The 22,220-nt window shown below is 67.4% G+C and carries 21 protein-coding genes; 14 read left to right on the top strand and 7 right to left on the bottom strand.

Annotated features, from left to right (window positions below):
* Positions 1-8 precede the first annotated feature (8 nt).
* The 4 genes from mce to V8201_RS13925 all read left to right on the top strand — a co-directional run bounded on the left by mce (position 9) and on the right by V8201_RS13925 (position 6,174).
* Complete coding sequence (gene mce, locus V8201_RS13940) at positions 9-428, top strand: methylmalonyl-CoA epimerase (RefSeq protein ID WP_037531700.1); 420 nt, start codon at positions 9-11, stop codon at positions 426-428.
* The gene (gene scpA, locus V8201_RS13935) at positions 415-2,751 is read left to right on the top strand and encodes a methylmalonyl-CoA mutase (protein ID WP_336545663.1); all 2,337 of its coding nucleotides are present in this window, start codon (positions 415-417) and stop codon (positions 2,749-2,751) included. Before mce ends, scpA begins: the two co-directional genes overlap by 14 nt.
* A gap of 228 nt (positions 2,752-2,979) precedes the next feature.
* Positions 2,980-3,987: a biotin synthase BioB gene (gene bioB / locus V8201_RS13930; RefSeq protein WP_336545662.1), complete on the top strand. Its 1,008-nt coding sequence runs from the start codon at positions 2,980-2,982 to the stop codon at positions 3,985-3,987.
* A gap of 81 nt (positions 3,988-4,068) precedes the next feature.
* Positions 4,069-6,174, top strand: a complete 2,106-nt coding sequence (locus tag V8201_RS13925; protein ID WP_336545661.1) for an ATP-binding protein — start codon at positions 4,069-4,071, stop codon at positions 6,172-6,174.
* Between the two features lie 146 nt (positions 6,175-6,320).
* On the opposite strand, the gene V8201_RS13920 is transcribed toward V8201_RS13925, so the two are convergent.
* Genes V8201_RS13920 through V8201_RS13910 form a run of 3 tightly spaced genes read right to left on the bottom strand, consistent with a single transcriptional unit; the run spans position 6,321 to position 8,019 of the window.
* On the bottom strand, positions 6,321-6,509 hold the full coding sequence (locus V8201_RS13920; protein WP_336545660.1) for a Trm112 family protein: 189 nt from the start codon (positions 6,507-6,509) through the stop codon (positions 6,321-6,323).
* Positions 6,506-7,129: an LON peptidase substrate-binding domain-containing protein gene (locus V8201_RS13915; protein WP_037531640.1), complete on the bottom strand. Its 624-nt coding sequence runs from the start codon at positions 7,127-7,129 to the stop codon at positions 6,506-6,508. The genes V8201_RS13920 and V8201_RS13915 overlap by 4 nt, the downstream gene beginning before the upstream one ends.
* A complete protein-coding gene (locus tag V8201_RS13910; protein ID WP_037531638.1) occupies positions 7,126-8,019 on the bottom strand; it encodes a tetratricopeptide repeat protein in 894 nt (297 codons plus the stop codon). Before V8201_RS13910 ends, V8201_RS13915 begins: the two co-directional genes overlap by 4 nt.
* A 366-nt stretch (positions 8,020-8,385) precedes the next feature.
* Here V8201_RS13910 and V8201_RS13905 point away from each other — a divergent pair, with 366 nt between their 5' ends.
* From V8201_RS13905 to V8201_RS13895, 3 genes are all read left to right on the top strand, one after another.
* The gene (locus V8201_RS13905) at positions 8,386-9,636 is read left to right on the top strand and encodes a pentapeptide repeat-containing protein (RefSeq protein WP_336545659.1); all 1,251 of its coding nucleotides are present in this window, start codon (positions 8,386-8,388) and stop codon (positions 9,634-9,636) included.
* Positions 9,637-9,979: 343 nt separating this feature from the next.
* Positions 9,980-11,242, top strand: coding sequence for a pentapeptide repeat-containing protein (locus V8201_RS13900; protein ID WP_271299920.1), 1,263 nt, complete (start codon positions 9,980-9,982; stop codon positions 11,240-11,242).
* Between the two features lie 13 nt (positions 11,243-11,255).
* Positions 11,256-11,762: a hypothetical protein gene (locus V8201_RS13895; RefSeq protein ID WP_152542102.1), complete on the top strand. Its 507-nt coding sequence runs from the start codon at positions 11,256-11,258 to the stop codon at positions 11,760-11,762.
* A 41-nt stretch (positions 11,763-11,803) separates the two neighbouring features.
* On the opposite strand, the gene V8201_RS13890 is transcribed toward V8201_RS13895, so the two are convergent.
* Complete coding sequence (locus V8201_RS13890) at positions 11,804-13,906, bottom strand: RelA/SpoT family protein (RefSeq protein WP_037531698.1); 2,103 nt, start codon at positions 13,904-13,906, stop codon at positions 11,804-11,806.
* A 126-nt stretch (positions 13,907-14,032) separates the two neighbouring features.
* Between V8201_RS13890 and V8201_RS13885 the strand changes: the two genes are divergently transcribed.
* The 3 genes from V8201_RS13885 (at position 14,033) to V8201_RS13875 (ending at position 16,104) form a co-directional block, all read left to right on the top strand.
* Entirely contained in the window at positions 14,033-14,506 is a 474-nt protein-coding gene (locus V8201_RS13885; protein ID WP_336545658.1) for a winged helix-turn-helix transcriptional regulator, read from the top strand.
* Positions 14,507-14,585: 79 nt separating this feature from the next.
* On the top strand, positions 14,586-15,167 hold the full coding sequence (locus V8201_RS13880) for an LOG family protein (RefSeq protein ID WP_336545657.1): 582 nt from the start codon (positions 14,586-14,588) through the stop codon (positions 15,165-15,167).
* On the top strand, positions 15,157-16,104 hold the full coding sequence (locus V8201_RS13875) for a phytoene/squalene synthase family protein (protein WP_336545688.1): 948 nt from the start codon (positions 15,157-15,159) through the stop codon (positions 16,102-16,104). Before V8201_RS13880 ends, V8201_RS13875 begins: the two co-directional genes overlap by 11 nt.
* A 161-nt stretch (positions 16,105-16,265) precedes the next feature.
* Here the strand turns inward: V8201_RS13875 and V8201_RS13870 are convergent, their stop codons facing one another.
* Positions 16,266-16,496: a hypothetical protein gene (locus tag V8201_RS13870; RefSeq protein ID WP_271299918.1), complete on the bottom strand. Its 231-nt coding sequence runs from the start codon at positions 16,494-16,496 to the stop codon at positions 16,266-16,268.
* 97 nt (positions 16,497-16,593) lie between these two features.
* On the opposite strand from V8201_RS13870, the gene V8201_RS13865 reads away from it, so the two are divergent.
* Positions 16,594-18,432, top strand: a complete 1,839-nt coding sequence (locus V8201_RS13865; protein ID WP_336545656.1) for an ABCB family ABC transporter ATP-binding protein/permease — start codon at positions 16,594-16,596, stop codon at positions 18,430-18,432.
* Between the two features lie 3 nt (positions 18,433-18,435).
* Here V8201_RS13865 and V8201_RS13860 read toward each other — a convergent pair whose 3' ends face one another.
* Both V8201_RS13860 and V8201_RS13855 read right to left on the bottom strand, forming a co-directional pair.
* Positions 18,436-19,041, bottom strand: a complete 606-nt coding sequence (locus V8201_RS13860; protein ID WP_336545655.1) for an SdpI family protein — start codon at positions 19,039-19,041, stop codon at positions 18,436-18,438.
* Positions 19,042-19,091: 50 nt separating this feature from the next.
* Entirely contained in the window at positions 19,092-19,385 is a 294-nt protein-coding gene (locus V8201_RS13855) for a metalloregulator ArsR/SmtB family transcription factor (RefSeq protein ID WP_037531624.1), read from the bottom strand.
* 90 nt (positions 19,386-19,475) lie between these two features.
* On the opposite strand from V8201_RS13855, the gene recQ reads away from it, so the two are divergent.
* The 3 genes from recQ (at position 19,476) to V8201_RS13840 (ending at position 22,193) form a co-directional block, all read left to right on the top strand.
* Positions 19,476-21,245 (top strand): DNA helicase RecQ, encoded by a 1,770-nt coding sequence (gene recQ / locus V8201_RS13850; protein ID WP_336545654.1) that lies wholly within the window; start codon positions 19,476-19,478, stop codon positions 21,243-21,245.
* A gap of 82 nt (positions 21,246-21,327) precedes the next feature.
* Positions 21,328-21,762 carry a protein tyrosine phosphatase family protein gene (locus V8201_RS13845; RefSeq protein WP_037531621.1) on the top strand — a complete coding sequence of 145 codons (435 nt, stop codon included), beginning with the start codon at positions 21,328-21,330 and terminating at the stop codon, positions 21,760-21,762.
* The gene (locus V8201_RS13840; protein ID WP_336545653.1) at positions 21,759-22,193 is read left to right on the top strand and encodes a hypothetical protein; all 435 of its coding nucleotides are present in this window, start codon (positions 21,759-21,761) and stop codon (positions 22,191-22,193) included. Before V8201_RS13845 ends, V8201_RS13840 begins: the two co-directional genes overlap by 4 nt.
* The last annotated feature ends 27 nt before the right edge of the window (positions 22,194-22,220 follow it).

Here is a 22,220-nt window from a genome sequence, read left to right as displayed (position 1 = left end):
CGGACATGATGACCCTCGGCCGCCTCAACCACGTCGGCGTCGCGACGCCGTCGATCGCGCGGGCGGTCGAGAGCTACCGCCATCTGCTCGGCGCCACTGTGATCGGCGAGCCGTTCGACCTGCCGGCGCAGGGCGTGAAGGTATGCTTCATCGATACGCCCAATACGCAGATCGAACTGATCGAACCGTATGACGATACCTCGCCGATCGCCGGTTTCCTGCGCGCCAATCCCGCCGGCGGCCAGCATCACCTCTGTTTCGAGGTGGCCGACATTCATGCCGCGGTCGCCGAGCTGACCGCGAAGGGCGCGCGCGTGCTCGGCGCCCCGCGGATCGGGGCGCATGGCACGCCGATCGTCTTCGTCCATCCGAAGGACATGGGCGGCGTGCTGATCGAATTGATGGAGACGCCCGTTGCCGGACATTGAGGTCAACACCGGCGAGGACAGCGGCGCCGCGCCCGCTTCCGCCGCCGTACCCGAGCCGACGCCGCAGCCGGTCCATGCCGACTGGCAGGCCGCCGCCGCCAGGGAGGTGAAGGGCAAGGACCTGACCTGGCACACGCCCGAAGGAATCGACGTCAAGCCGCTCTACACCGCGGGCGATGTCGCCGGCTGGGACCCCGGTCTGCCCGGCTTCGCGCCCTTTACGCGCGGCGTGCGCGCGTCGATGTACGCCGGCCGGCCGTGGACGATCCGCCAGTATGCCGGCTTTTCGACCGCGGAGGAATCGAACGCCTTCTACCGCCGCAACCTCGCCGCCGGGCAGAAGGGCCTCTCGGTCGCCTTCGATCTTGCCACCCACCGCGGCTATGACAGCGACCATCCGCGCGTCACCGGCGACGTCGGCAAGGCGGGCGTCGCGATCGACAGCGTCGAGGACATGAAGATCCTGTTCGACGGCATCCCGCTCGATCAGATGTCGGTCAGCATGACGATGAACGGTGCGGTGATCCCGATCCTCGCCTTCTTCATCGTCGCGGGCGAGGAACAGGGCGTCGATCGCAAGCTGCTCGACGGGACCATCCAGAACGATATCCTCAAGGAGTTCATGGTCCGCAACACCTATATCTACCCGCCCGAGCCGAGCATGCGGATCATCTCGGACATCTTCGCCTATACGTCGCGCGAGATGCCCAAGTTCAACAGCATCTCGATCAGCGGCTATCACATGCAGGAGGCGGGGGCGACGCAGCTCCACGAGCTCGCCTTCACCATCGCCGACGGCATCGACTACGTGAAATACGGCGTCGCCAGCGGGCTGGACATCGACAGATTCGCGGGTCGGCTGAGCTTCTTCTTCGCGATCGGCATGAACTTCTTCATGGAAGTGGCCAAGCTGCGCGCCGCGCGGGTGCTGTGGCATCGCGCAATGACGCAGCTCGGCGCCAAGGACGAGCGCTCCAAGATGCTGCGCACCCACTGCCAGACCAGCGGCGTGTCGCTGACCGAGCAGGACCCGTACAACAACGTCATGCGCACGACGATCGAGGCGATGGCGGCGATGCTGGGCGGCACCCAGTCGCTCCACACCAACGCGCTCGACGAGGCGATCGCGCTGCCCACCGACTTCTCCGCGCGAATCGCACGCAACACGCAGATCGTGCTGCAGGAAGAGACGGGGATGACGAAGGTCGTCGACCCGCTCGGCGGCAGCTATTACGTCGAGAGCCTGACCAAGAGCCTGGTCGACGGCGCCTGGGAGATCATCGAGCGGGTCGAGCGCGAGGGCGGCATGGCCAAAGCGGTCGCCGCCGGCTGGCCCAAGGCGATGATCGAGGAGGCCGCCGCGGCGCGCGCGGCGCGGGTCGACCGCGGCGAGGACGTGATCGTCGGCGTCAACAAATACCGGCTGGCGGGCGAGGCACCGATCGACATCCTCGACGTCGACAATGTCGCGGTGCGCGAAGCGCAGGTGCGGCGCATCGCCGCGGTGAAGGCGTCGCGCGACGAGGCGGCGTGCCGGCGCGCGCTCGACGCGCTGCGCGAGGGCGCGCGCAATCCTCCCCGGGACGGGGAGGGGGACCATGCGCAGCATGGTGGAGGGGGCTCGCCTCAAACGGCACCGCTCGTGGAAGCCCCCCTCCGTCAGCCTGCGGCTGCCACCTCCCCGTCCCGGGGAGGATTTGCGGAGACCAACCTCCTCGCCCTCGCGGTCGACGCCGCCCGCGCGCGCGCCACGCTCGGCGAGATCTCCGCCGCGATGGAGGACGTGTTCGGCCGGTTCGGCACGCATCCGAAGCCGGTGAAGGGCGTCTACGGCGGCGCCTATACCGACGACGAGCGCTGGGCGCGGCTGGTGCGCGGCGTCGAGGCGACCGAGCGCCGGCTCGGCCGCAAGCCGCGCATGCTGGTCGCGAAGATGGGGCAGGACGGCCATGACCGCGGCGCCAATCTCGTCAGCAGCATGTTCGGCGATCTCGGCTTCGAGGTGGTGCCCGGCCCCCTGTTCCAGACGCCGAAGGAGGCCGCGACGCTCGCGCTCGACAGCGATGTCGACGTGGTCGGCGCGTCCAGCCTCGCCGCCGGGCACAAGACCCTGATCCCCGAGCTGATCGGCCATCTGAAAGACGCCGGTCGGCCCGACATCAAGGTCATCGCCGGCGGCGTCATCCCCGCGCAGGACTATCAGGCGCTGCGCGATGCCGGTGTGCAGGCGATCTTCGGTCCCGGCACCAATCTCATCAAGGCGGCGGAGGAGGTGCTGCGCCTGCTCGGCCACAATATGCCGCCCGATGAGAAGGCCGCGTAATGGGCGCCCCGGACCGCCATGAGGACATGATCCGTCGCCGCCACACCGGCGCTATCTCGGCGCCGCGTGATGCGACGGCACGCGCCGGCGGGCGTGGCGCCGGTTTCGCGACCCGCAATGCGTGCTAGAGAGTGGCGAACGCGCGGGCGGAGCGCTCGGACAATGGCGCAGCGGCAATGGCTTGCGAAGGTGACGGACGCTCGGACGCAGCAGGTGGAAGGGAATGACGTGGACGAAGTGACGAACGCGGTACGCAACGACTGGACGCGCGACGAGATCGCGGCGCTGTTCGACCTGCCGTTCGACGAGCTGATATGGCGGGCGCAGACCGTCCACCGCGCGCATCACGCGCCCGGGCAGGTGCAGCTCTCTACATTGCTGTCGATCAAGACCGGCGGCTGCCCGGAGGATTGCGGCTATTGCTCGCAGTCGGTCAGCGCGGAGAGCGGCGTCAAGGCGACCAAGCTGATGGACGTGCGCGCGGTGCTGCAGGCGGCGGCGCAGGCCAAGGACAATGGCTCGACCCGCTTCTGCATGGGCGCGGCGTGGCGTAATCCCAAGGACCGCGACATGGACGCGATCGTCGCGATGGTCGAGGGCGTGCGCGGCATGGGGCTCGAGACGTGCATGACCCTGGGCATGCTCGAGCCGCACCAGGCCGACCGGCTCGCGGCGGCGGGGCTCGACTATTACAACCACAATATCGATACCTCGCCCGAGCGCTACGGCGACGTGATCACGACCCGGACCTTCCAGGAGCGGCTCGACACGCTGGACGCGGTGCGCGGCGCGGGCATCAACGTCTGCTGCGGCGGCATCGTCGGCATGGGCGAGACGCGCGACGACCGCGTCGGCTTCGTCCACGCGCTGGCGACGCTGCCCGAGCATCCCGGCAGCGTGCCGGTCAACGCGCTGGTGCCGGTGAAGGGCACCGTGCTCGGCGACATGTTGGCGGACACGCCGCTCGCCAGGATCGACGAGATCGAGTTCGTCCGCACCGTCGCGGTGGCGCGGATCACGATGCCGGCGAGCATGGTGCGCCTGTCGGCGGGGCGCGAGAGCATGTCGGACTCGGCCCAGGCCTTGTGCTTCATGGCGGGCGCCAATTCGATCTTCACCGGCGACAAGTTGCTCACCGCGGGCAATGCCGGCGACGACAAGGATGCGGCGCTGTTCGCCAAGCTGGGCGTGACGCCGATGGCGGCGGAATGCCGATTGGCGCAAGCGGCGGAATAAGCGGCAACGGCAGCAGCCGGCCGGACGAGAGACGCGTCCGCCGTCGACTTGATCGCGGCGGCGGGACAGCAGGAGAGTCGAGTGTTCAAGAAAATCCTGGTCGCCAATCGCGGCGAGATCGCCTGCCGCGTGTTCCGCACCGCCAAGCGGATGGGGATCAAGACGGTCGCGGTCTATTCCGACGCCGACGCGCGCGCGCCGCACGTGCTGATGGCGGACGAGGCGGTGCGGCTCGGGCCGGCGCCGGCGGCGGAGAGCTATCTCAAGGCCGAGCTGATCCTGCTGGCGGCGAAGGAGACCGGGGCCGACTGTATCCACCCCGGCTACGGCTTTCTGTCCGAGCGCGAGAGCTTCGCGCGTGCCTGCGCCGAGGCGGGGATCGCCTTCGTCGGCCCGCCGCCGAACGCGATCGCGGCGATGGGCGACAAGATCGAGTCGAAGAAGCTGGCCAAGCAGGCGGGCGTCAACGTCGTCCCGGGCTATCTCGGCGAGATCGCCGATACCGACGAGGCGGTGCGAATCGCGGGCGAGATCGGCTATCCGGTGATGATGAAGGCCTCGGCCGGCGGCGGCGGCAAGGGCATGCGGCTCGCCTGGAGCGAGCAGGACGTGCGCGAGGGCTTCGAGGCGACCAAGCGCGAGGGGCTGGCGAGCTTCGGGGACGACCGCGTCTTCATCGAAAAGTTCATCGAGAGCCCGCGCCACATCGAGATCCAGGTGCTCGGCGACCAGCACGGCAACATCGTCTACCTCAACGAGCGCGAATGTTCGGTGCAGCGCCGCCACCAGAAGGTGGTCGAGGAGGCGCCGTCGCCCTTCGTCACGCCCAAGATGCGCGCCGCGATGGGCGAGCAGGCGGTCGCGCTGGCACGGGCGGTCGGCTATTACAGCGCGGGCACGGTGGAGCTGATCGTCTCCGGTGCGGACACGACCGGGGAGAGCTTCTACTTCCTCGAGATGAACACGCGGCTCCAGGTCGAACATCCGGTGACCGAGGAGATCACCGGGCTGGATCTGGTCGAGCAGATGATCCGCGTCGCGGCCGGCGAGCCGCTGGCGTTCGGGCAAAGCGACGTCGGCATCGACGGCTGGTCGATCGAGAACCGCGTCTATGCCGAGGACCCGTACCGCGGCTTCCTCCCGAGCATCGGGCGACTGGTGCGCTACAATCCTCCCCGGCACGGGGAGGGGGACCGCCCGGCGCAGCCGGGTGGTGGAGGGGGCTTTCCACACGGCACAACGTATGCGGAGCCCCCCCTCCACCATCCTTCGGGTGGTCCCCCTCCCCGTGCCGGGGAGGATTCGCCCCGCACCCGCGTCGACGACGGCGTCGCCGAGGGCGGCGAGGTCAGCATGTTCTACGATCCGATGATCGCCAAGCTGATCACCTGGGCGCCGACGCGCGAGGCGGCGATCGATGCGCAGGTCGCCGCGCTCGACGCCTTCGAGATCGAGGGTCCGGGCACCAACATCGACTTCCTCTCGGCGCTGATGCAGCACCCGCGCTTCCGCGAGGGGCGGCTGACCACCGGCTTCATCGCGGAGGAATATCCTGACGGCTTCCACGGTGCACCCGCATCATCCGGATTGTTGCGCGAACTCGCCGCCATCGCCGCCTTCGCCGCGACCGCGCACGCCGACCGCGCCCGCCGTATCGACGGCCAGCTCGGTCATCGCCTCCACCCGCCCGCCGACTGGGTGGTGCGGATCGGCGAGGCCGACCATGCCGTCCACGTCTCGCCCGATGCGATCACCGTCGACGGCACGCCGCTCGACATCGGCGTCGAATATACGCCCGGCGACCGGCTGATCGAGGCGGAGCTGGCGGACGAGCGGGTGCTGTCGGTCCGCATCGCGCCGACGCGCGCGGGCTTCCGTCTGACGACGCGCGGTGCCAGCCACGTCGCGCGTGTGCTGCCGGCGCATGTCGCACCCTATGCCGCGCATCTCCTCGAAAAGGTACCGCCCGACCTGTCGCGCTTCCTGATCGCACCGATGCCGGGGCTGCTCGTCCGGCTCGACGTCGCGGCGGGCGATGCGGTCGAGGCGGGACAGCCGCTGGCGGTGGTCGAGGCGATGAAGATGGAGAATATCCTGCGCGCCGAGAAAGCCGGCCGGGTCAAATCGGTCGCCGCCGCGGCGGGCGACAGCCTCGCGGTCGATCAGGTGATTCTCGAGATGGAATGATGGGTCATCGGCAGGCGCGCGTCAGGGACCGCGCGCCTGCCGGTTAGCCATCGACGCGCTGAGGGCGAACCGTTGAGGAGAAGGCCCCCCTCCACCGAACGGGCCGAGCCTGGCGAAGCCCACCTGTCCAAACGCACTCCGCAGCGTTACGCCGAAGACCCCGCATCGATCCGCCGCGCGTCGTCGGGCAGCAGCACCGGCACGCCGTCGCGGATCGGATAGGCGAGCCCCGCCGCCTCCGACACCAGCTCCTGCGCAGCCTCGTCATAGCGCAGCGGCTGGCGCGTCACCGGGCAGACCAGCCGTTCGAGCAGCCAGGGGTCGAGGCCGCTCATTGCAGCGTCACCCGCTCGTCGCCGTCGTGCCGGCCGAAGAATTGCATCAGCTGGATGATCAGCTCGGCGCGCGTCTCGATATCCGGCGCTTCGAGCAACGCCTGTTTCGCCGCCGCGTCGAACGGCGCGATCTGTGCGATGCCGTTGACCAGGCTCTCGTCGTCAAGCCGGCCGACCGCCTCCCAGTCGACGCTATAGCCATGCGCCTCGGCAAAGCGCCGCGATTCGATCTCCAGCGAGGACCGCCGGCCGAGCGACAGGCTGTCGTCCGCAACCAGCGGCAGCAGTTCCGCCTCGATCTGGCGGAACGGCGTCGTCACGTCGAGCTCGCGCACGACGCGGAACAGCGCGATCCCCTCCAGCACCAGATTGTACCGACCGTCGTCCAGCGCCTCGACCTCGGCGATCTTGCCGACGCAGCCGATGTCGTAGAGCGTGTCGCCGCCCGCCTGCTGCATCGGCTGGATCATACCGATCCGCCGGTCGCGCGCCATCGCATCGCTGACCATCGCGCGGTAGCGCGGTTCGAAGATGTGCAGCGGCAGGTGCATGCCGGGGAAGAGCAACGCCCCCGGCAGCGGGAAGATCGACAGCCGGGCGAGGGTCGCCGGCGCGCTCATCCGAACAGGATCGCGGACAGGCGGCGACGCTGCGCCGCGACCCAGGGGTCTTCCAGTCCGACCGCCTCGAACACCTTGAGCAGCTGCTGACGCGCCGCGCCCTCGTTCCAGCCGCGGTCGGCGGCGACGATATGCAGCAGATTGTCCGCGGCGCCGTCGCGATCCCCCGCCGCCATCTGCGCATTGGCGAGCGCGAAGCGGCGCTCGTGATCGTCGGGGTGCGCCGCGACCTCGGCGGCGAGCGCGGCATGGTCGGCGGCCGGCGGCGCGCTCTGCGCCAGCGCCAGCGCCGCGCGGGCGCGGTCGATGCCGGCATCCTTGATGTCGGCGGGCAGCGCGTCGATCGCCGCCTGCGCCGCCTCGCCGTCGCCGGCGGCAAGCAGCGCGCGGATATGGCCCGACAGCACCGCCGGATTCTCCGGCGCCATCTCGATCAGTTGCGCGAAGATCGCCACCGCACGCTCGGCATCGCCGCTCGCCAGCACCTCCTCGCCCATCGCGATCAGCGGCTCGATCTCCGCCTCCGCCTCGGCGCCGGGGCCGGTGACCGGCAATTGCTTGAGCAACTGGTCGAGGATGACGCGCAACTGCGATTCGGTGCGCGCGCTGGTCAGGTCGGCGACGAGCTGGCCCTGGAACATCGCATAGACGGTGGGGATCGACTTGATCTGGAATTGCGCGGCGATGAACTGGTTCTTGTCGGTGTCGATCTTGGCGAGCACGACACCCTTGTCGGCATAGGCCGCGGCGACCTTCTCCAGCACCGGTCCCAGCGCCTTGCATGGCCCGCACCATTCCGCCCAAAAATCGATGATGACGAGGCTGGTCATCGACGGTTCGACGACGTCGCGGCGGAAATCCTCGATCGCCTGCTTCTCGGCGGGCGCCATACCTAAGGTGGCCAAGTCATGCTCCTTCGTGTCCGTTGCCCATGTGGGGCAGCGCCGCGCCGCCGCCAAGGTGTGACATCACCCTAGCCGCTCGGCAGGGGGCTTGTCGAAGGCGATTGCGGGGGGCGGGGGTGGCGCCCGGTGCGGGATACCGCCCGCCGCGACACCGAATCCGCCGTGCGCCGATTGGCGTCTCTATTGTCCCGATATGGTCTCGAAACGACCGCAACCGAGTCGATGTACTGACAAAATAAATAACGTGTTGCCCGCCATGACTTAGACGCGTCGTCCCGGCTTTATGACGGATCGGTCGGTGATGCCTCTCTACAATGACGGAGAAGTACATCCTACCGGAGACATAAGATGATGATTGCACGAACGGCGCTCACCGTGTCGCCGGCAGGCGGCGACGACCCGATCGCGGTGACGCCGCCGGCCGGCATCCCGGCCCCCGATCCGGTCGCGGTGACCGTCGCCACCGGGACGACCGGCATCCGGCGGCTGGCCCCGCTCGCCGCGGCGGTGGTGCTCAGCCAGCAGGGCTTCCGGCGCGGGGCGTCGGGGCGGCTCGACCTCCATGGCCAGGATCTGCGCGACGTCGACCTCAAGACGCTCGACCTGCGCGGCGCCGACCTCAGCGGCGTCGACCTGACCGGCAAGGATCTGTCCGGACTCGATCTCAGCGGCGCCAATCTCGCGGGTGCCAGGCTCGACGGGGCGACGCTGGTTGGCACCAATCTTCACGGCGTCAAGGCGACCGGCGCCAGCTTCACCAAGGCGCATTTCGACCTGAGCGATCTCAGCGAGGCCGATTTCACCGGGGCCAGGTTCGCCGATGCCCGTTTCGGCGGCTTCGTCGACGATATGGCAGGCGACGAGGTCACGACGATCGGTGCCGGCTATGTCATCAGGAAGAGTAAGTTCACCAACGCCGATTTCTCCCGCGCGGTGTTCGAGGCCGGCGCGACGATCGTCGGGTCCAGCCTCGACGGCGCGACCTTCGATGGTGCGAGGCTCGGGACTGTGACGTTCGCCCAGGGCAGCATGCGGGGCGCGAGCTTCGAACGGATCGCCGGCATACTGACCACCGACCATATGGATGCGACCAACGCCGATTTCCGGCATATCGACGGCGCGACCATCCGCCTCCGGACGAGCAAGGTCGATGGTGCCAGCTTCGCCGACAGCAACGTGCAGTTGACCGCCACCGCGATCGATCTGCGGCATGTCGACCTCTCCGTCGCGCACAAGGACCTGCGCAACGCCGCATTCACCGATTGCGTGATGACGGGGATGGACTTCTCGGGCTTCGACTTCCGCGGCGCGACGTTCCGCAGCACCGGGCCGGTGATCGCCAGCCCCTATCTCAGCTCGACGGGCCGGCAGAGCGCGAGCATCGTATCCGGCGTCAACTTCCACAATGCGCGGTTCGAAGGTGCGTCCTTCCGCGACTTCGACCTGCGCAAGGCGCAACTCGACGCCGGCGCGCTGCGCGGGACGACGATCGGCTATGGCGACGATACGCCGACGTTCGTGTCGAGCGACCGTTATGACATCAAGACCGTGTTCCGGGATGCATGGCCGCGGGACAGTGCGCGCAGGCAGCATTTCGGCTGATCGCCCGCCTTCCGGCAAGACGAATCCGATCCCGCCCGCCCGGAACCCGCGGGCGGGATCTCGACGTCGCGCCGGTGCCGGCCAGCGATCGCACCCAACATCGTTGCGTAATCGGTATCCGTCACCCGTCACGCCGGCATGTCGGTGATATTACAGATGTCTTCACCTGGCTACCGAGTCACGCGCGCGATCGTTTGCAAACGAAACTACTGTTTGAATGTTTGACACCATGCAGAAAGAGTCAAATGGAACGATAAGGTTATTTGATAACCCGGGATGAGTCACGATGCCTTCCCCTTTTCTTGCTACAATGAGTCTGGACCAAGCAAGAAAGGAGTAAGCGATGAACGTCACGACCGTATCAGCCGCTCCGGTTCAGGCGAGCGAACCGCCCCGATCGGAGACCACCGCACCCGCCACGGACCCCAAGCCAGCGGCAGCGGAAACCAAACCGGGTGCGCAAGGCATCCAGAAGCTGTCGGGTGACGCTGCCGCTGTGGTGCTGACCGAACAGGGCAAGGCGCCCGACACGCCGCCGCCGCCCAAGCTCGATCTGCACGGTCAGGATCTGCGCAGCACCGACCTGTCGAAGCTCGACCTGCGCGGCGCCGACCTCAGCGGCGCCGACCTGACGGGCAAGGACCTGACCGGGGTCGACTTCAGCGGCGCCACGCTGAGTGGCGCGAAGTTCGACGGCGCGACATTCAGCAAGTCGAACCTGCGCGGCGTTACCGCGGTCGGCACCAGCTTCACCAAAGCGAGCTTCGACCACACCGATATAGACGATTCTAATTTCAGCGACAGTTCGTTTGCAGGGGCGACGTTTTCATTCAATTTCGAGGATGAAGAGGCCGTCAAACACAACAGAAATTACGATTTCAAGAGCTATGGCGTTGGAAGGTGTAACTTTTCAAAATGTGATTTTTCGAACGCCGTATTTCAACACGAACTATATGCACGTGATTGTAATTTCTCAAACGCAAATTTTGATAGTGCAACGATAACCAACTCGAAGTTTATAACGGGGTCAATCGAGAACGCTAATTTTCAGCACATCAAAGGAAATATAATCGCTTGCCGCCTCGACGCGACGAATGCCGATTTCAGCCATATCGAGGGCGGTTACGTTTTACTCGAAAATAGCAAAGTTGACGGGGTATCTTTTAAAGATAGCAGTACGAGATTGATTCTATCCAGTCTCGACCTCAGGAATATGAATTTAGAGGTTAAAAATAAGAGTTTTCGAAGTGCGCAGTTTATTGACTGTGTCATGACCGGGATGGATTTCTCCGGATGCGATTTTTCGAACGCGGAATTTAGGAGCTACAGTTCCAGCGCGGGATCATCATATTTGACTGGCAGCAGCCAGAGTTACCAAGATGTAGTCAGCGATACTGACTTTCGTGGTGCAAAATTCACCGGCACGCATTTTGTCAATTATGATATGCGAAAATCACTCGTAAGTCCCGGCGCATTTGTCGGCGCGACTATTTCAAACTGGCTTGATCAGCCCATCCACGTCACCAGCAGCAATTATTACTTGACCGAACTCTTCAAGGATTTCTGGCATGAATATGCCGTCCGCAACAGTCGTTCAATTCGTTGATCGGAGAACGTCAATGAAAAATCCCCTTCGTCTAATTACCGCCGCTCTCCTTTTCGCCGTAACAGTCGGCGCTTCAGCAACGGCAAACGCTCAGGTCTCAGATCATAACTATTGGATAACCTTAACGAACAATACCCCCTATCTAGTTACAATCTATGATATAGAGAATAGTGCTCGCTACGGCACCGGCCATGATGACGGCACCGTGACCGATCGGATAGACGGTACGATCGAGGCCGGCAAAAGCAAGATGGGCAGAATCCGCATGCTGGATGTAGCCTATTATACCGAAGTCTGGTTCAAGGCGTCGTATAGCTACGAAGACCGCGATACCAAAAAAACCAATACCCCGGTTTGCATGTTCGGCATCACGTACAAGACGTCAACCGGTGAATTCGTATCGGCATCCGCCTCCCGCTACGACGGCGATCCGCTACCGAAATGTTCCGTCACCGGCAATGGCTTCGACAGATACTATTTCAATATCGAGACAAGCAACGATCATCCAAGCCCGAATTAAACTCTCTCATCGCCGGCGGCGCAGCAATGCCGCCGCCGGCATCACACCCGCTCCACCGCATTCACCGCATCCGCCGCGCGCAGCGCCGCGATCAGCCGCATCAGTTGCTGCACGTCATGCACCTCGACGTCGATGACGTTGGTGTGGAACATCGAATCGCGCGTATCGAGCCGCAGTGCGATGATGTTCGCGCGATGCGCGCCGATGATCGTCGAGACGATGCCGAGTGCGCCGGGTTCGTTCTTCACCTGCACGCTGATCCGCGCCACCGCGCCGTCGCTCTTGTCGCCCCAGTCGACGTCGACCCAGTCGGTCTCGTCGGTGCCGCGCTCGGCGAGTTCGGCGAGCACCGGGCAGTCGATCGCATGGACCTCGATCCCCGCATCGGGGCGGCGCAGCCCGACGATCCGGTCGCCCGGCACCGGATGGCAGCATTCGGCGAGGTCGAAGGCGACGCCCGGCGTCAGCCCCTTGATCGAGATCGCGGTGGACTGCGGCGCGAGCGGCGCGACGTCGGCCCCCGCCGATCCCGGCATCAGAGCCTCCATCACCGCATGGTCGGACAGGGTGCGTCGCGCGATCGCCGCCATCAGCGCCGCCTCGTCGCCGAGGTTGAGCCGCGACAGCGCATGGTCGAGCGCGTCGCTGCCGAGCTGCGCGGGCAGGCGGCGGACGATATCGTCGTACAGCTTGCGGCCGAGTGCGATCAGCTCGTCGCGCTCGCGGTTGCGCAGGTAGCGGCGGATACCGGCGAGCGCCTTGCCGGTGATCGCGAAGTTGAGCCAGCCGGGCTGCGGCACCTGCCCCTTGGAGCGCAGCACCTGCACCTGATCGCCGTTCTCGATCACCGTCGACAGCGGCACGACGCGGCCGTTGATCTTGGCACCGACCGCCTGGTCGCCGAGATCGGTGTGCACCGCATAGGCGAAATCGATCGGCGTCGCGCCCTTGGGCAGCTGGATCAGCTCGCCCTTCGGCGTGAAGGCGAAGATGCGATCCTGATACATCGCCATGCGGGTATGTTCGAGCAGCTCTTCGGGGCTGCCCGCGGTTTCGAGGATCTCGACCAGATCGGCGATCCAGCTGTGCTGGCTGTCGGCGCGAACCTTCTTTTCCTTGTACGCCCAGTGCGCGGCGAGGCCGAATTCGGCCTCGGCATGCATGTCGGCGGTGCGGATCTGGATCTCGATGCGCGCATTGTCGGCATGGATGACGCTGGTGTGCAGCGAGCGATAGCCGTTGCGCTTGGGCGTCGAGATATAATCCTTGAACCGCCCCGGCACCATCGGCCAGCGGCGATGGATGATGCCGAGCGTGCGATAGCAATCCTCCACCGTCGGCACGATCGCGCGGAACGCCATCACGTCGGAGAGCTGCTCGAAGCTGATGTGGCGCTCGCTCATCTTGCGCCAGATCGAATAAGGGTGTTTCTCGCGCCCCGTCACCTCGGCCTCGACGCCGGCGCGGCCGAGCAGCAGCTTGAGGCCGGAGGCGATGCGCGCGATCCGGTCGCCACCGCCGGTCTTGAGCTGTTCAAGCCGCTTGCTGATCGATTCGAACGCTTCCGGCTCGAGCTGTTCGAAGGCGAGCGTCTGCATCTCCTTCATGAACTCGTACATCCCGATCCGCTCGGCGAGCGGCGCGTAGATGTCCATCGTCTCCTTCGCGATCCGCCGCCGCTTCTCGGGCTTGGCGATGTGATGGAGCGTGCGCATGTTGTGCAGCCGGTCAGCGAGCTTGACGAGCAACACGCGGATGTCGTCCGACATGGCGAGCAGGAACTTGCGCAGATTCTCGGCGGCGCGTTCGTTCTCGGTCTGCGCCTCGATCTTGCTCAACTTGGTCACGCCGTCGACCAGCCGCGCGACATTGCCGCCGAACAACCGGGTGATCTCCTCGGGCGTCGCGACCGTATCCTCGATCGTATCGTGCAGGATCGCGGTGGCGATCGTCTCGTCGTCGAGCCTGAGGTCGGTGAGGATGCCCGCCACCTCGATCGGATGGCTGAAATAGGGATCGCCGCTCGCGCGCTTCTGGCTGCCGTGCGCCTGCATCGAGAAGACGTAGGCGCGGTTGAGCAGCGCCTCGTCCGCATCCGGGTCATAGTCGAGCACGCGGTCGACCAGTTCATATTGCCGTAGCACGTCGACCACATGGGGGAGGCCGATGGTGCTTTGCAACATCTTGTTGCGGATACGTGTACGATTTCGATGAGCAGACCGCGGCACGCCGGTCGCCGGCCGCCGCGCGATCGGCTAGGCTGCGCCGGCATGACGACGGCCAAGCCCCCACCCTTACGCGAATCGCTGCGCGGCTGCAGCCTGCCCGCAGCGCTCGAGGCGATGGGGGAACGCTGGTCGTTCCTGATCCTGCGCGCCGCGTTCAACGGCCTGCATCATTTCGAGGCGTTCCAGGCGGAGCTCGGCATCGCGCGCAACATCCTCGCCAACCGGCTGGCGCGGCTGGTCGATCACGGCATCCTGCAACGCGAGCCGCTGCCCAAGGACCGGCGCAGGATCCGCTATACGCTGACCGACAAGGGGCATGCGCTGCTGCCGACGATGGTCGCGCTGCGCCAATGGGGCGAGCGCTGGGAATTGGGCGAGCCGGCCTTCCCCGTCCTCGTCGACGCGCGCGACCAGCGACCGATCGCGCCGGTGGCGGTACATGCGCACGACGGCCGCACGCTCAGCCCCGGCGACCTGATCTGGGCGCTGCCCGAGGACGTGCAGGCGGCGGAATGAGGGTGCGGCGCGGAAGAGGATGCCCTCCGATGCCCCGCGCCGCTTGTCGCCCGGCGCGCGGTCGCGTAGCGGCAGGAGCATGAAACGCCTCGCCATCTATTGCGGCTCCGCGACGCCCGCCGACCCCATCTATCTCGACTCCGCCCGCACGGTCGGTCGCACGCTCGCCGAGCGCGGCATCGGCCTCGTCTATGGCGGCGGCCGGCTCGGATTGATGGGCGCGGTCGCCGATGGTGCGCTGGCGGCGGGGGGCGAGGTGATCGGCGTCATCCCGCAGGCGCTGGTCGATGCCGAAGTGGCGCATCGCGGCCTCACCGAGCTGCACGTCGTCGCGGGCATGCACGCGCGCAAGGCGCTGTTCACCGACCTGTCGGACGGGTTCGTCACCATCCCCGGCGGCACCGGCACGATGGACGAATTGTGGGAGGCGCTGAGCTGGGCGCAGCTCGGCTATCACGCCGATCCGGTCGGGCTGCTCAACGTCGCCGGCTATTATGACGATCTCATCGCCTTCTGGCACAAATCGGCCGAGGTCGGCTTCCTGCGCCCGCAACATCGCGACCTGCTGATCGTCGACGACACGCTCGACGGGCTGCTCGCGCAGATGGCGGCGCATCAGCCGACGCAGCCGATCGTGCGGATGAAGACGTCTGACCTCTAGCGCCGGCCCGAGCCGCGACGCGATCGTCGCCACCGCGCACGAATCGATCGCGCGCGGGTCGAAGAGCTTCGCGGCCGCAAGCCTGTTGTTCGACCGGCGGACGCGCGAGCGGGCGTGGCTGCTCTACGCCTGGTGCCGCGCCTGCGACGATATCGCCGACGGGCAGGATCACGGCCACGTCATGTCGGTGGTCGAGGATGCGCCGGCGCGGATCGCGGCGATGGCGACGCTCACCGATGCGGCGCTTGCCGGCGACGTCATCGGCGTGCCCGCGTTCGACGCGCTGCGCCTCGTCGCGGGCGAGACACGCCTGCCGCCGCGCTTCGCGCACGACCTGATCCAGGGCTTCCGGCTCGACGCGGACGGCTGGCGGCCTCGCACCGAGGACGATCTGCTGCGCTATTGCTATCACGTCGCCGGTGTCGTCGGCTGCATGATGGCGGTGATCATGGGCGTATCGCCCGACGACGACGCCGTACTCGACCGTGCCTGCGACCTCGGCCTCGCCTTCCAGCTCGCCAATATCGCGCGCGATCTCGACGAGGATGCCGCGGCGGGGCGCTGCTATCTGCCGACCGACTGGCTCGCCGAGGCGGGGATCGCGCCCGATGCGGTGATGGCGCCAGCCAACCGCCCGGCGCTCGCCGCGCTCACCCGCCGCCTGACCACCCGCGCCGCACAGTTCGAGGCGAGCGCGCGCATCGGCACGCGCGCGCTGTCGTTCCGCTCCGCCTGGGCGGTGCTCGCCGCGGCGCGCATCTATGGCGCGATCGGCCACAAGGTGGCGGAGCGCGGCGAACGGGCGTGGGACGCGCGGGTGACGACGGGCAAGGGCGAGAAGCTCGGCTTCATCGTGCAGGCGGCGATCGATGCGCGGCAGCGGCTGACGATCGCGGCGGTACCGCGCGATCCGGGATTGTGGCAGCGGCCGCGGTGACGACTGGCGCCTCGGATCTGTATCCGTGAGAAGCCGTTAGCCCCGAGCCTGTCGAAGGGCGGATATCCGCAGATAACTCGCTTGAGGAGGCCCGGGCCTCGACAGGCTCAGCCCTAACGGACGGGGGCCGGTTGCGCCACGCCCCCCCCCCAGGTGCACCCTTACGACCGCTTCGCCTTGCCCTCGACCTTGGCGATCTGCGCGCCGGCGGTCCGGCAGGCGGCGCCGATCATCGGATAGGGCACATCGGTATTCCGGGCGAGCTGGTCGGTCAGCGCCGCGCGGCATTGCGCCATCGACGTATAATGCGTCGGCACGATACGCGCCTCGGTGCACTGGACGTTGCCGTCCGCGCAGCCCATGATCGCCATGACGTAGAAGAGCGGTTCCATAAAAGCCTCGCTGTCTGACCGCTAAAATCCGCGACGGTGGCCTTATGTTCCGCCGCGTCGCTTTCGCATGGCCCCGTCAGCACTTACATGGGTGGCAATGCCGCCGACCGATCCGACCAGCCACACCCGTGCCGACCAGCCGCTGCTGCCGACGCTGCGCCGCTTCCTGCCCTATCTGTGGCCGGCGGGGCAGCCGGCGCTGAAGGCGCGGATCGTCGGCGCGATGACGCTCGTCGTGATGAGCAAGCTCGTCCAGGTGTTCGGCGCCGCCTATACGCTGAAATATGCCGTCGACCGGATGGCGGTGGGCGATCGCGGCGTCGCGACGATCGTGATCCTGCTCGTCGTCGGCTATGCCGCGTCGCGTTTCTCGACGACCTTGTTCGACAACCTGCGCAACGCGGTGTTCGAGCGCGTCGGCCAGGATGCGACCCGCCGCCTCGCCGCCAACGTCTTCCGCCACCTGCACGGCCTGTCGCTGCGCTTCCACCTCGAACGGCGCACCGGCGCGGTGACCAAGGTGGTCGAACGCGGCACCAAGAGCATCGATACGATGCTCTACTTCCTGCTATTCAACATCGCGCCGACGGTGCTCGAGCTGGCGCTGGTGCTCGGCATCTTCTGGCACAGCTTCGGCTGGCCGCTGGTCGTCGCGACGGTGGCGATGGTCGTGGTCTACATCCTGTTCACACAGAAGGTGACCGACTGGCGCAATGCGCTGCGCGCGCAGATGAACGACCTCGACACCGGCGCGGTCGCGCATGCGGTCGATTCGCTGCTCAACTTCGAGACGGTCAAATATTTCGGCGCCGAGGAGCGCGAGGCGCGCCGTTACGATGCCGCCATCTCCGCTTATGCCGCCGCCGCGACCAAGTCGGAGAACAGCCTCGCCTGGCTCAACGTCGGTCAGGCGCTGATCACCAATCTGATGCTCGGCGGCGGCATGGCCTATGTCGCCTGGGGCTGGAGCCGCGGCAGCTTCTCGGCAGGTGACGTCGTCTTCGTCTCGACCTTGCTCGCGCAGCTGTTCCGGCCGCTCGACCTGCTCGGCATGGTCTATCGCACGATCCGCCAGGGCGTGATCGACATGGCGAGCATGTTCGCGCTGATCGACACTCCCGCCGAGGTGGTCGATGCACCCGGCGCCGCGGCGCTCGCCGTCGCGCAGGGCCATGTCCGTTTCGAGGACGTGCGCTTCGGCTATGATCCCGATCGCGAGATCCTGAAAGGACTCGACCTCGACGTGCCGGCGGGCAGCACGCTCGCGGTGGTCGGGCCGTCGGGCGCGGGCAAGTCGACGCTCGCGCGGCTGATGTACCGTTTCTACGACGTCGCCGCCGGCCGCATCACGATCGACGGGCAGGACATCCGCGACGTCCAGCAGGCGAGTCTGCGCGCCGCGATCGGCATCGTGCCGCAGGATACGGTACTGTTCAACGACACGATCGGGTACAACATCGCCTACGGCCGCGAAGGCGCGAGCCGCGCCGAGGTGGAGGCCGCCGCGGCGGGCGCGGTGATCGCCGGCTTCATCGAGCGCCAGCCCGACGGCTATGACGCCCGCGTCGGCGAACGCGGCCTCAAACTGTCGGGCGGCGAGAAGCAGCGCGTCGCGATCGCGCGCACCTTGCTCAAGAACCCGCCGATCCTGATCCTCGACGAGGCGACCAGCGCGCTCGACAGCCGTACCGAGGCGGAGATCCTCGATACGCTCGAGGCGATCGAGCGCGGCCGCACGACGATCGTCATCGCCCACCGCCTGTCGACGGTGGTCCACGCCGACCAGATCGTCGTCCTCGACGGCGGCCGCGTCGCCGAGCGCGGCACCCATGCCGAACTGCTCCGGCTCGGCGGCACCTATGCCGAGATGTGGGCGCGCCAGGCGCAGGATGACGACGTCGCCGGGGCGAGCGAAGGCGCGCTGGCGGCGGAATAGCGCCTATCGGCGAACCGTGCGGCGGTGCCAGAACCACCAGGAATAGATCACCGGCGGGGCGACCGCCACGATGATCCCGGCGATGACGCAGGCCTGCCGCATACCGGCTTCGATCGGCAGCACGGCCGCCATGACGATCATCACGCCGCCGAGGATCATCGTCCGGGCGCCGAGCCGGTGGGTCGCGATCCAGTTCTCCGGGTCCGTCAGGGTCCATGGCGTGCGGATGCCGACGAAGAAACCGGGGCGGGACTTGGGCAGGGCGTTGCCGAGGACGATCAGCAGCAGGCCGCCGGCCGCGAGATGCAGCGTCGCCGGCAGCCACAGGCCGAACGCCGGTGCCGCGATGACGATCTCGGTCAGGATCATCATGCCGAGCAGTCCCGCCCACGCCGTCCGGTAGAGCGGCGCGCTTTGCTGCAGGCGATGCTGCATCGGCTCGATCCGCGGCAGTATCGCCATGACGAGGCTGATCACGGCCGCCGATACCACCGGCATGAACAGGGCGCGGTCGGCGGACGCAAAGCCATTCGCCTGTCCCGCCCCGTTCCAATGTACCGGCAGGCTCGTGCCCGTCGGCAGCCGCTGTAACGCGGTCGCGGCGATCAACCCCAGCCCGGCGACGGTTAGCAGCGATGCGAGCGTGATGCGTCGATAGCTCATGCGTGTTCCTCCCGATCATCGTCAGCGTCGCCGCCGACGCGCAGCCGGCCCATGAACGCCATCATCACCTCTTCGAGCGCCGAGAGGTTGAGCGTGTAGACCATGCTGGTGCCGCGGGTTTCGCCCTGGATCAGCCCGGCGTCGCGCAGCCGCGCGAAATGCCCCGACATCGTCGGCTTCGAAACCGCAAAGGCCTCCGCCAGATCGCCCGCCGTCATCCCGCCCGCCTTGAGCAGTTCGAGGATACGGCGGCGCGTCGGATGCGCGAGGGCGTCGAATACCTTGTCCACGCGCCTTATTTAGCCGATCCGCTAATTAGCTTCAAGGCTAATAAAGCCGCGCCTCGACGCCGACCGCCCCCACGCCTACATGGCGCGATGATGATCCCCGATCCCCTGCCCACCCTGTCGCGCGTCTTCGGCTTTCCCGGATTCCGCGGCGTGCAGCAGCAGGTCGTCGAACGCGTGCTCGCCGGTGAGCGGACGCTGGGGGTGATGCCGACCGGCGCGGGCAAGTCGCTGTGCTACCAATTGCCGTCGGTGATGATGGAGGGGACGTGCGTCGTCGTCTCGCCGCTGATCGCGCTGATGCACGACCAGCTGCGTGCCGCCGAGGCGGTCGGCATCCGCGCCGCGACGCTGACCAGCGCCGATCAGAACCGTGCCGAGTCGATCGCGCGCTTCCGCGCCGGCGAGCTGGACCTGCTGTATATCGCGCCCGAACGCGCCTCGACCGGGCATTTCCGCGAGCTGCTGGCGAGCGCCAAGCTGAGCCTGTTCGCGATCGACGAGGCGCATTGCGTCAGCGAATGGGGCCATGATTTCCGCCCCGATTATCGCCTGCTCGCGCCGCTGATGGATGCGTTTCCGGAGGTGCCGCGGCTGGCGCTGACCGCCACCGCCGACGCGCATACCCGCAGCGACATCCTCCAGCAGCTCGGCATTCCGGCGGACGGGCTGATCGTCTCCGGCTTCGACCGGCCCAACATCCGCTATGCGATCACCCCCAAGGCGAACACCACCAAGCAGATCGCCGACGTCATCGCCGCGACGCCTGGCCCCGGCATCGTCTATGCGCAGACCCGCGCCGCCACCGAGAAGCTCGCCGAGGCGCTCGCCCGCACCGGCCGGCCGACGCGCGCCTATCATGCCGGGCTCGAGACGCACATCCGCCAGAAGAACCAGGCCGATTTCGTCGCGTCCGAAGACATGGTGATCTGCGCGACGGTGGCGTTCGGCATGGGGATCGACAAGCCCGACGTCCGCTTCGTCGCGCATGCCGGCCTGCCCAAATCGATCGAGGCCTATTATCAGGAGACCGGCCGCGCCGGGCGCGACGGCGACCCGGCGGTGGCGCATCTGTTCTGGGGTGCGGAGGATTTCGCCCGCGCCCGCCAGCGGATCGGCGAGGTCGAGCCCGAACGGCAGGCGGGCGAGCGCGCGCGGCTCGCCGCGCTCGGCGCATTGGTCGAGACCGCGGGCTGCCGCCGCCGCATCCTGCTCAAGCATTTCGGCGAGGACCGGCAGGAGGATTGCGGCAATTGCGACAATTGCCTCGGCTCGCCCGATGCGGTCGACGCGACGCAGACCGCGATGAAATTCCTCTCCGCGGTGTTCCGCACCGGGCAGATGTTCGGCGCCGGCTATGTCGAGCAGGTGCTGCTCGGCCAGTCGACCGAGCGCAGCGTCGATCGCGGCCATGAATCGCTGTCGGTCTGGGGGATCGTCGACGGCGAAGAGGCGGCGCTGATCAAGCCGGTGGCGCGCGCGCTGCTGCTGCGCGACGCGCTGCGCACCAATGCGCACGGCGGGCTCGAATTCGGGCCGGGCGCACGGCCGATCCTCAAGGAAGGCGCGCGGGTGACGTTGGTCGTGCCGCCGAAGCGGACGCGCAGCCGCAAGCGCGACGCGGGCATCGCCACCAATCCGGCCGACGATCCGCTGTTCGAGGCGCTGCGCGTCTGCCGCCGCGATCTCGCCAAGGCGGCGGGGGTGCCGCCCTATGTCATCTTCCACGATTCGGTGCTGCGCGAGATGGCGGCGCAGCGGCCGACCAGCCGCGCCGAGCTGATGCACCTGTCGGGGATCGGCGCGCGCAAGCTGGAGGCCTATGGCGACGCCTTCGTCGAGGTGATCCGCGCGGCCGGCTAGACCGGCGGCGAAATCATCACATCCAAGCGGAAATGCATCCAAAAAGGCTGACGAATCTCCGCCGATCGCCTAATAAGACCGGATGGCCGACATTCGCACCATCAACGACCGGATCAGCGTCGCCCCGCAGATCACCGCCGACGACATGGCGGCGATCAAGGCAGCCGGGTTCGTCGCGATCGTCAACAACCGTCCCGACGACGAAGAGGGCGGCCAGCCGGCCGGTGACGCGATCCGTGCCGCGGCCGAGGCGGCGGGTCTCGCCTATAGCGCGATCCCGGTCACGCATGCCGGCTTCTCGCACCCGCAGATCGATGCGATGGCCGCCGCGCTGACCGCCGCCGACGGGCCGGTGCTCGCCTATTGCCGCTCGGGGACGCGCAGCTGCAACCTGTGGGCGCTCGCCGCGGCCAAGGCGGGGCGCGACCCGGCGCTGCTCGTCGCGCAGGCGCGCGGGGCGGGCTATGATCTCGGCGCGATGCGGCCGACGCTGGACGCGCTCGCCGCCGGCCAATGAGCGCGCCTGCCGACCAGACGATCGTGATCGCGGCCGCCGCCGCGGTGGTGGCGGTGCTGCTCGTGCTCGCCATCGTCATGGTGCTGCGCCGCCGCCGGCCGAAGCGGATCGGCAGCCCCGAAGAGGCGGCGGAGGCGGCGGAACGGTCGCTCGCCGGATTCGACACGCAGGGTGCGGTGGTCGGTGCCGACGGCGGCGGCGCGCTCGCGGTCGACCGCGCCGGGCGCGTCGCGGTGATGATCCGCCAGGGCGCGAGCATCGCGGTGCGCGAGGTACCGTGGGGCGCGTTGCGCTCGACCGCCGACGGCATCCTGATCGACACCGGCGAACGCCGGCTCGGCGCGGTGCTCGTCGCCGGCGTCGACGCGCTCGACGTCCGGCGCCTCGCACCCGCCGATCTCAAGCGATTGGTCTCGCACCTCGGGCGATAGACGCCGGCCGGGATGCGGCGAAGCGAA

Origin of the sequence: Sphingomonas kyungheensis (genome assembly GCF_037120395.1) — a bacterium.
Taxonomy (GTDB): Bacteria; Pseudomonadota; Alphaproteobacteria; order Sphingomonadales; family Sphingomonadaceae; genus Sphingomonas; species Sphingomonas kyungheensis.
Note: the sequence above shows the minus strand (reverse complement) of the source record. Positions and strands in the feature narration are given on the sequence as shown.

What these genes read in the sequence shown, in the direction of transcription:
- mce (WP_037531700.1), top strand. Translation starts at nt 9, where the DNA reads ATGACCCTCGGCCGCCTCAACCACGTCGGCGTCGCGACGCCGTCGATC.
- V8201_RS13895 (WP_152542102.1), top strand. Translation starts at nt 11,256, where the DNA reads ATGAAAAATCCCCTTCGTCTAATTACCGCCGCTCTCCTTTTCGCCGTA.
- V8201_RS13915 (WP_037531640.1), bottom strand. Translation starts at nt 7,129, where the DNA reads ATGAGCGCGCCGGCGACCCTCGCCCGGCTGTCGATCTTCCCGCTGCCG.
- V8201_RS13920 (WP_336545660.1), bottom strand. Translation starts at nt 6,509, where the DNA reads ATGAGCGGCCTCGACCCCTGGCTGCTCGAACGGCTGGTCTGCCCGGTG.
- V8201_RS13885 (WP_336545658.1), top strand. Translation starts at nt 14,033, where the DNA reads ATGACGACGGCCAAGCCCCCACCCTTACGCGAATCGCTGCGCGGCTGC.
- V8201_RS13905 (WP_336545659.1), top strand. Translation starts at nt 8,386, where the DNA reads ATGATTGCACGAACGGCGCTCACCGTGTCGCCGGCAGGCGGCGACGAC.
- V8201_RS13880 (WP_336545657.1), top strand. Translation starts at nt 14,586, where the DNA reads ATGAAACGCCTCGCCATCTATTGCGGCTCCGCGACGCCCGCCGACCCC.
- V8201_RS13840 (WP_336545653.1), top strand. Translation starts at nt 21,759, where the DNA reads ATGAGCGCGCCTGCCGACCAGACGATCGTGATCGCGGCCGCCGCCGCG.
- V8201_RS13910 (WP_037531638.1), bottom strand. Translation starts at nt 8,019, where the DNA reads ATGGCGCCCGCCGAGAAGCAGGCGATCGAGGATTTCCGCCGCGACGTC.
- V8201_RS13865 (WP_336545656.1), top strand. Translation starts at nt 16,594, where the DNA reads ATGCCGCCGACCGATCCGACCAGCCACACCCGTGCCGACCAGCCGCTG.
- V8201_RS13870 (WP_271299918.1), bottom strand. Translation starts at nt 16,496, where the DNA reads ATGGAACCGCTCTTCTACGTCATGGCGATCATGGGCTGCGCGGACGGC.
- recQ (WP_336545654.1), top strand. Translation starts at nt 19,476, where the DNA reads ATGATCCCCGATCCCCTGCCCACCCTGTCGCGCGTCTTCGGCTTTCCC.
- V8201_RS13845 (WP_037531621.1), top strand. Translation starts at nt 21,328, where the DNA reads ATGGCCGACATTCGCACCATCAACGACCGGATCAGCGTCGCCCCGCAG.
- V8201_RS13900 (WP_271299920.1), top strand. Translation starts at nt 9,980, where the DNA reads ATGAACGTCACGACCGTATCAGCCGCTCCGGTTCAGGCGAGCGAACCG.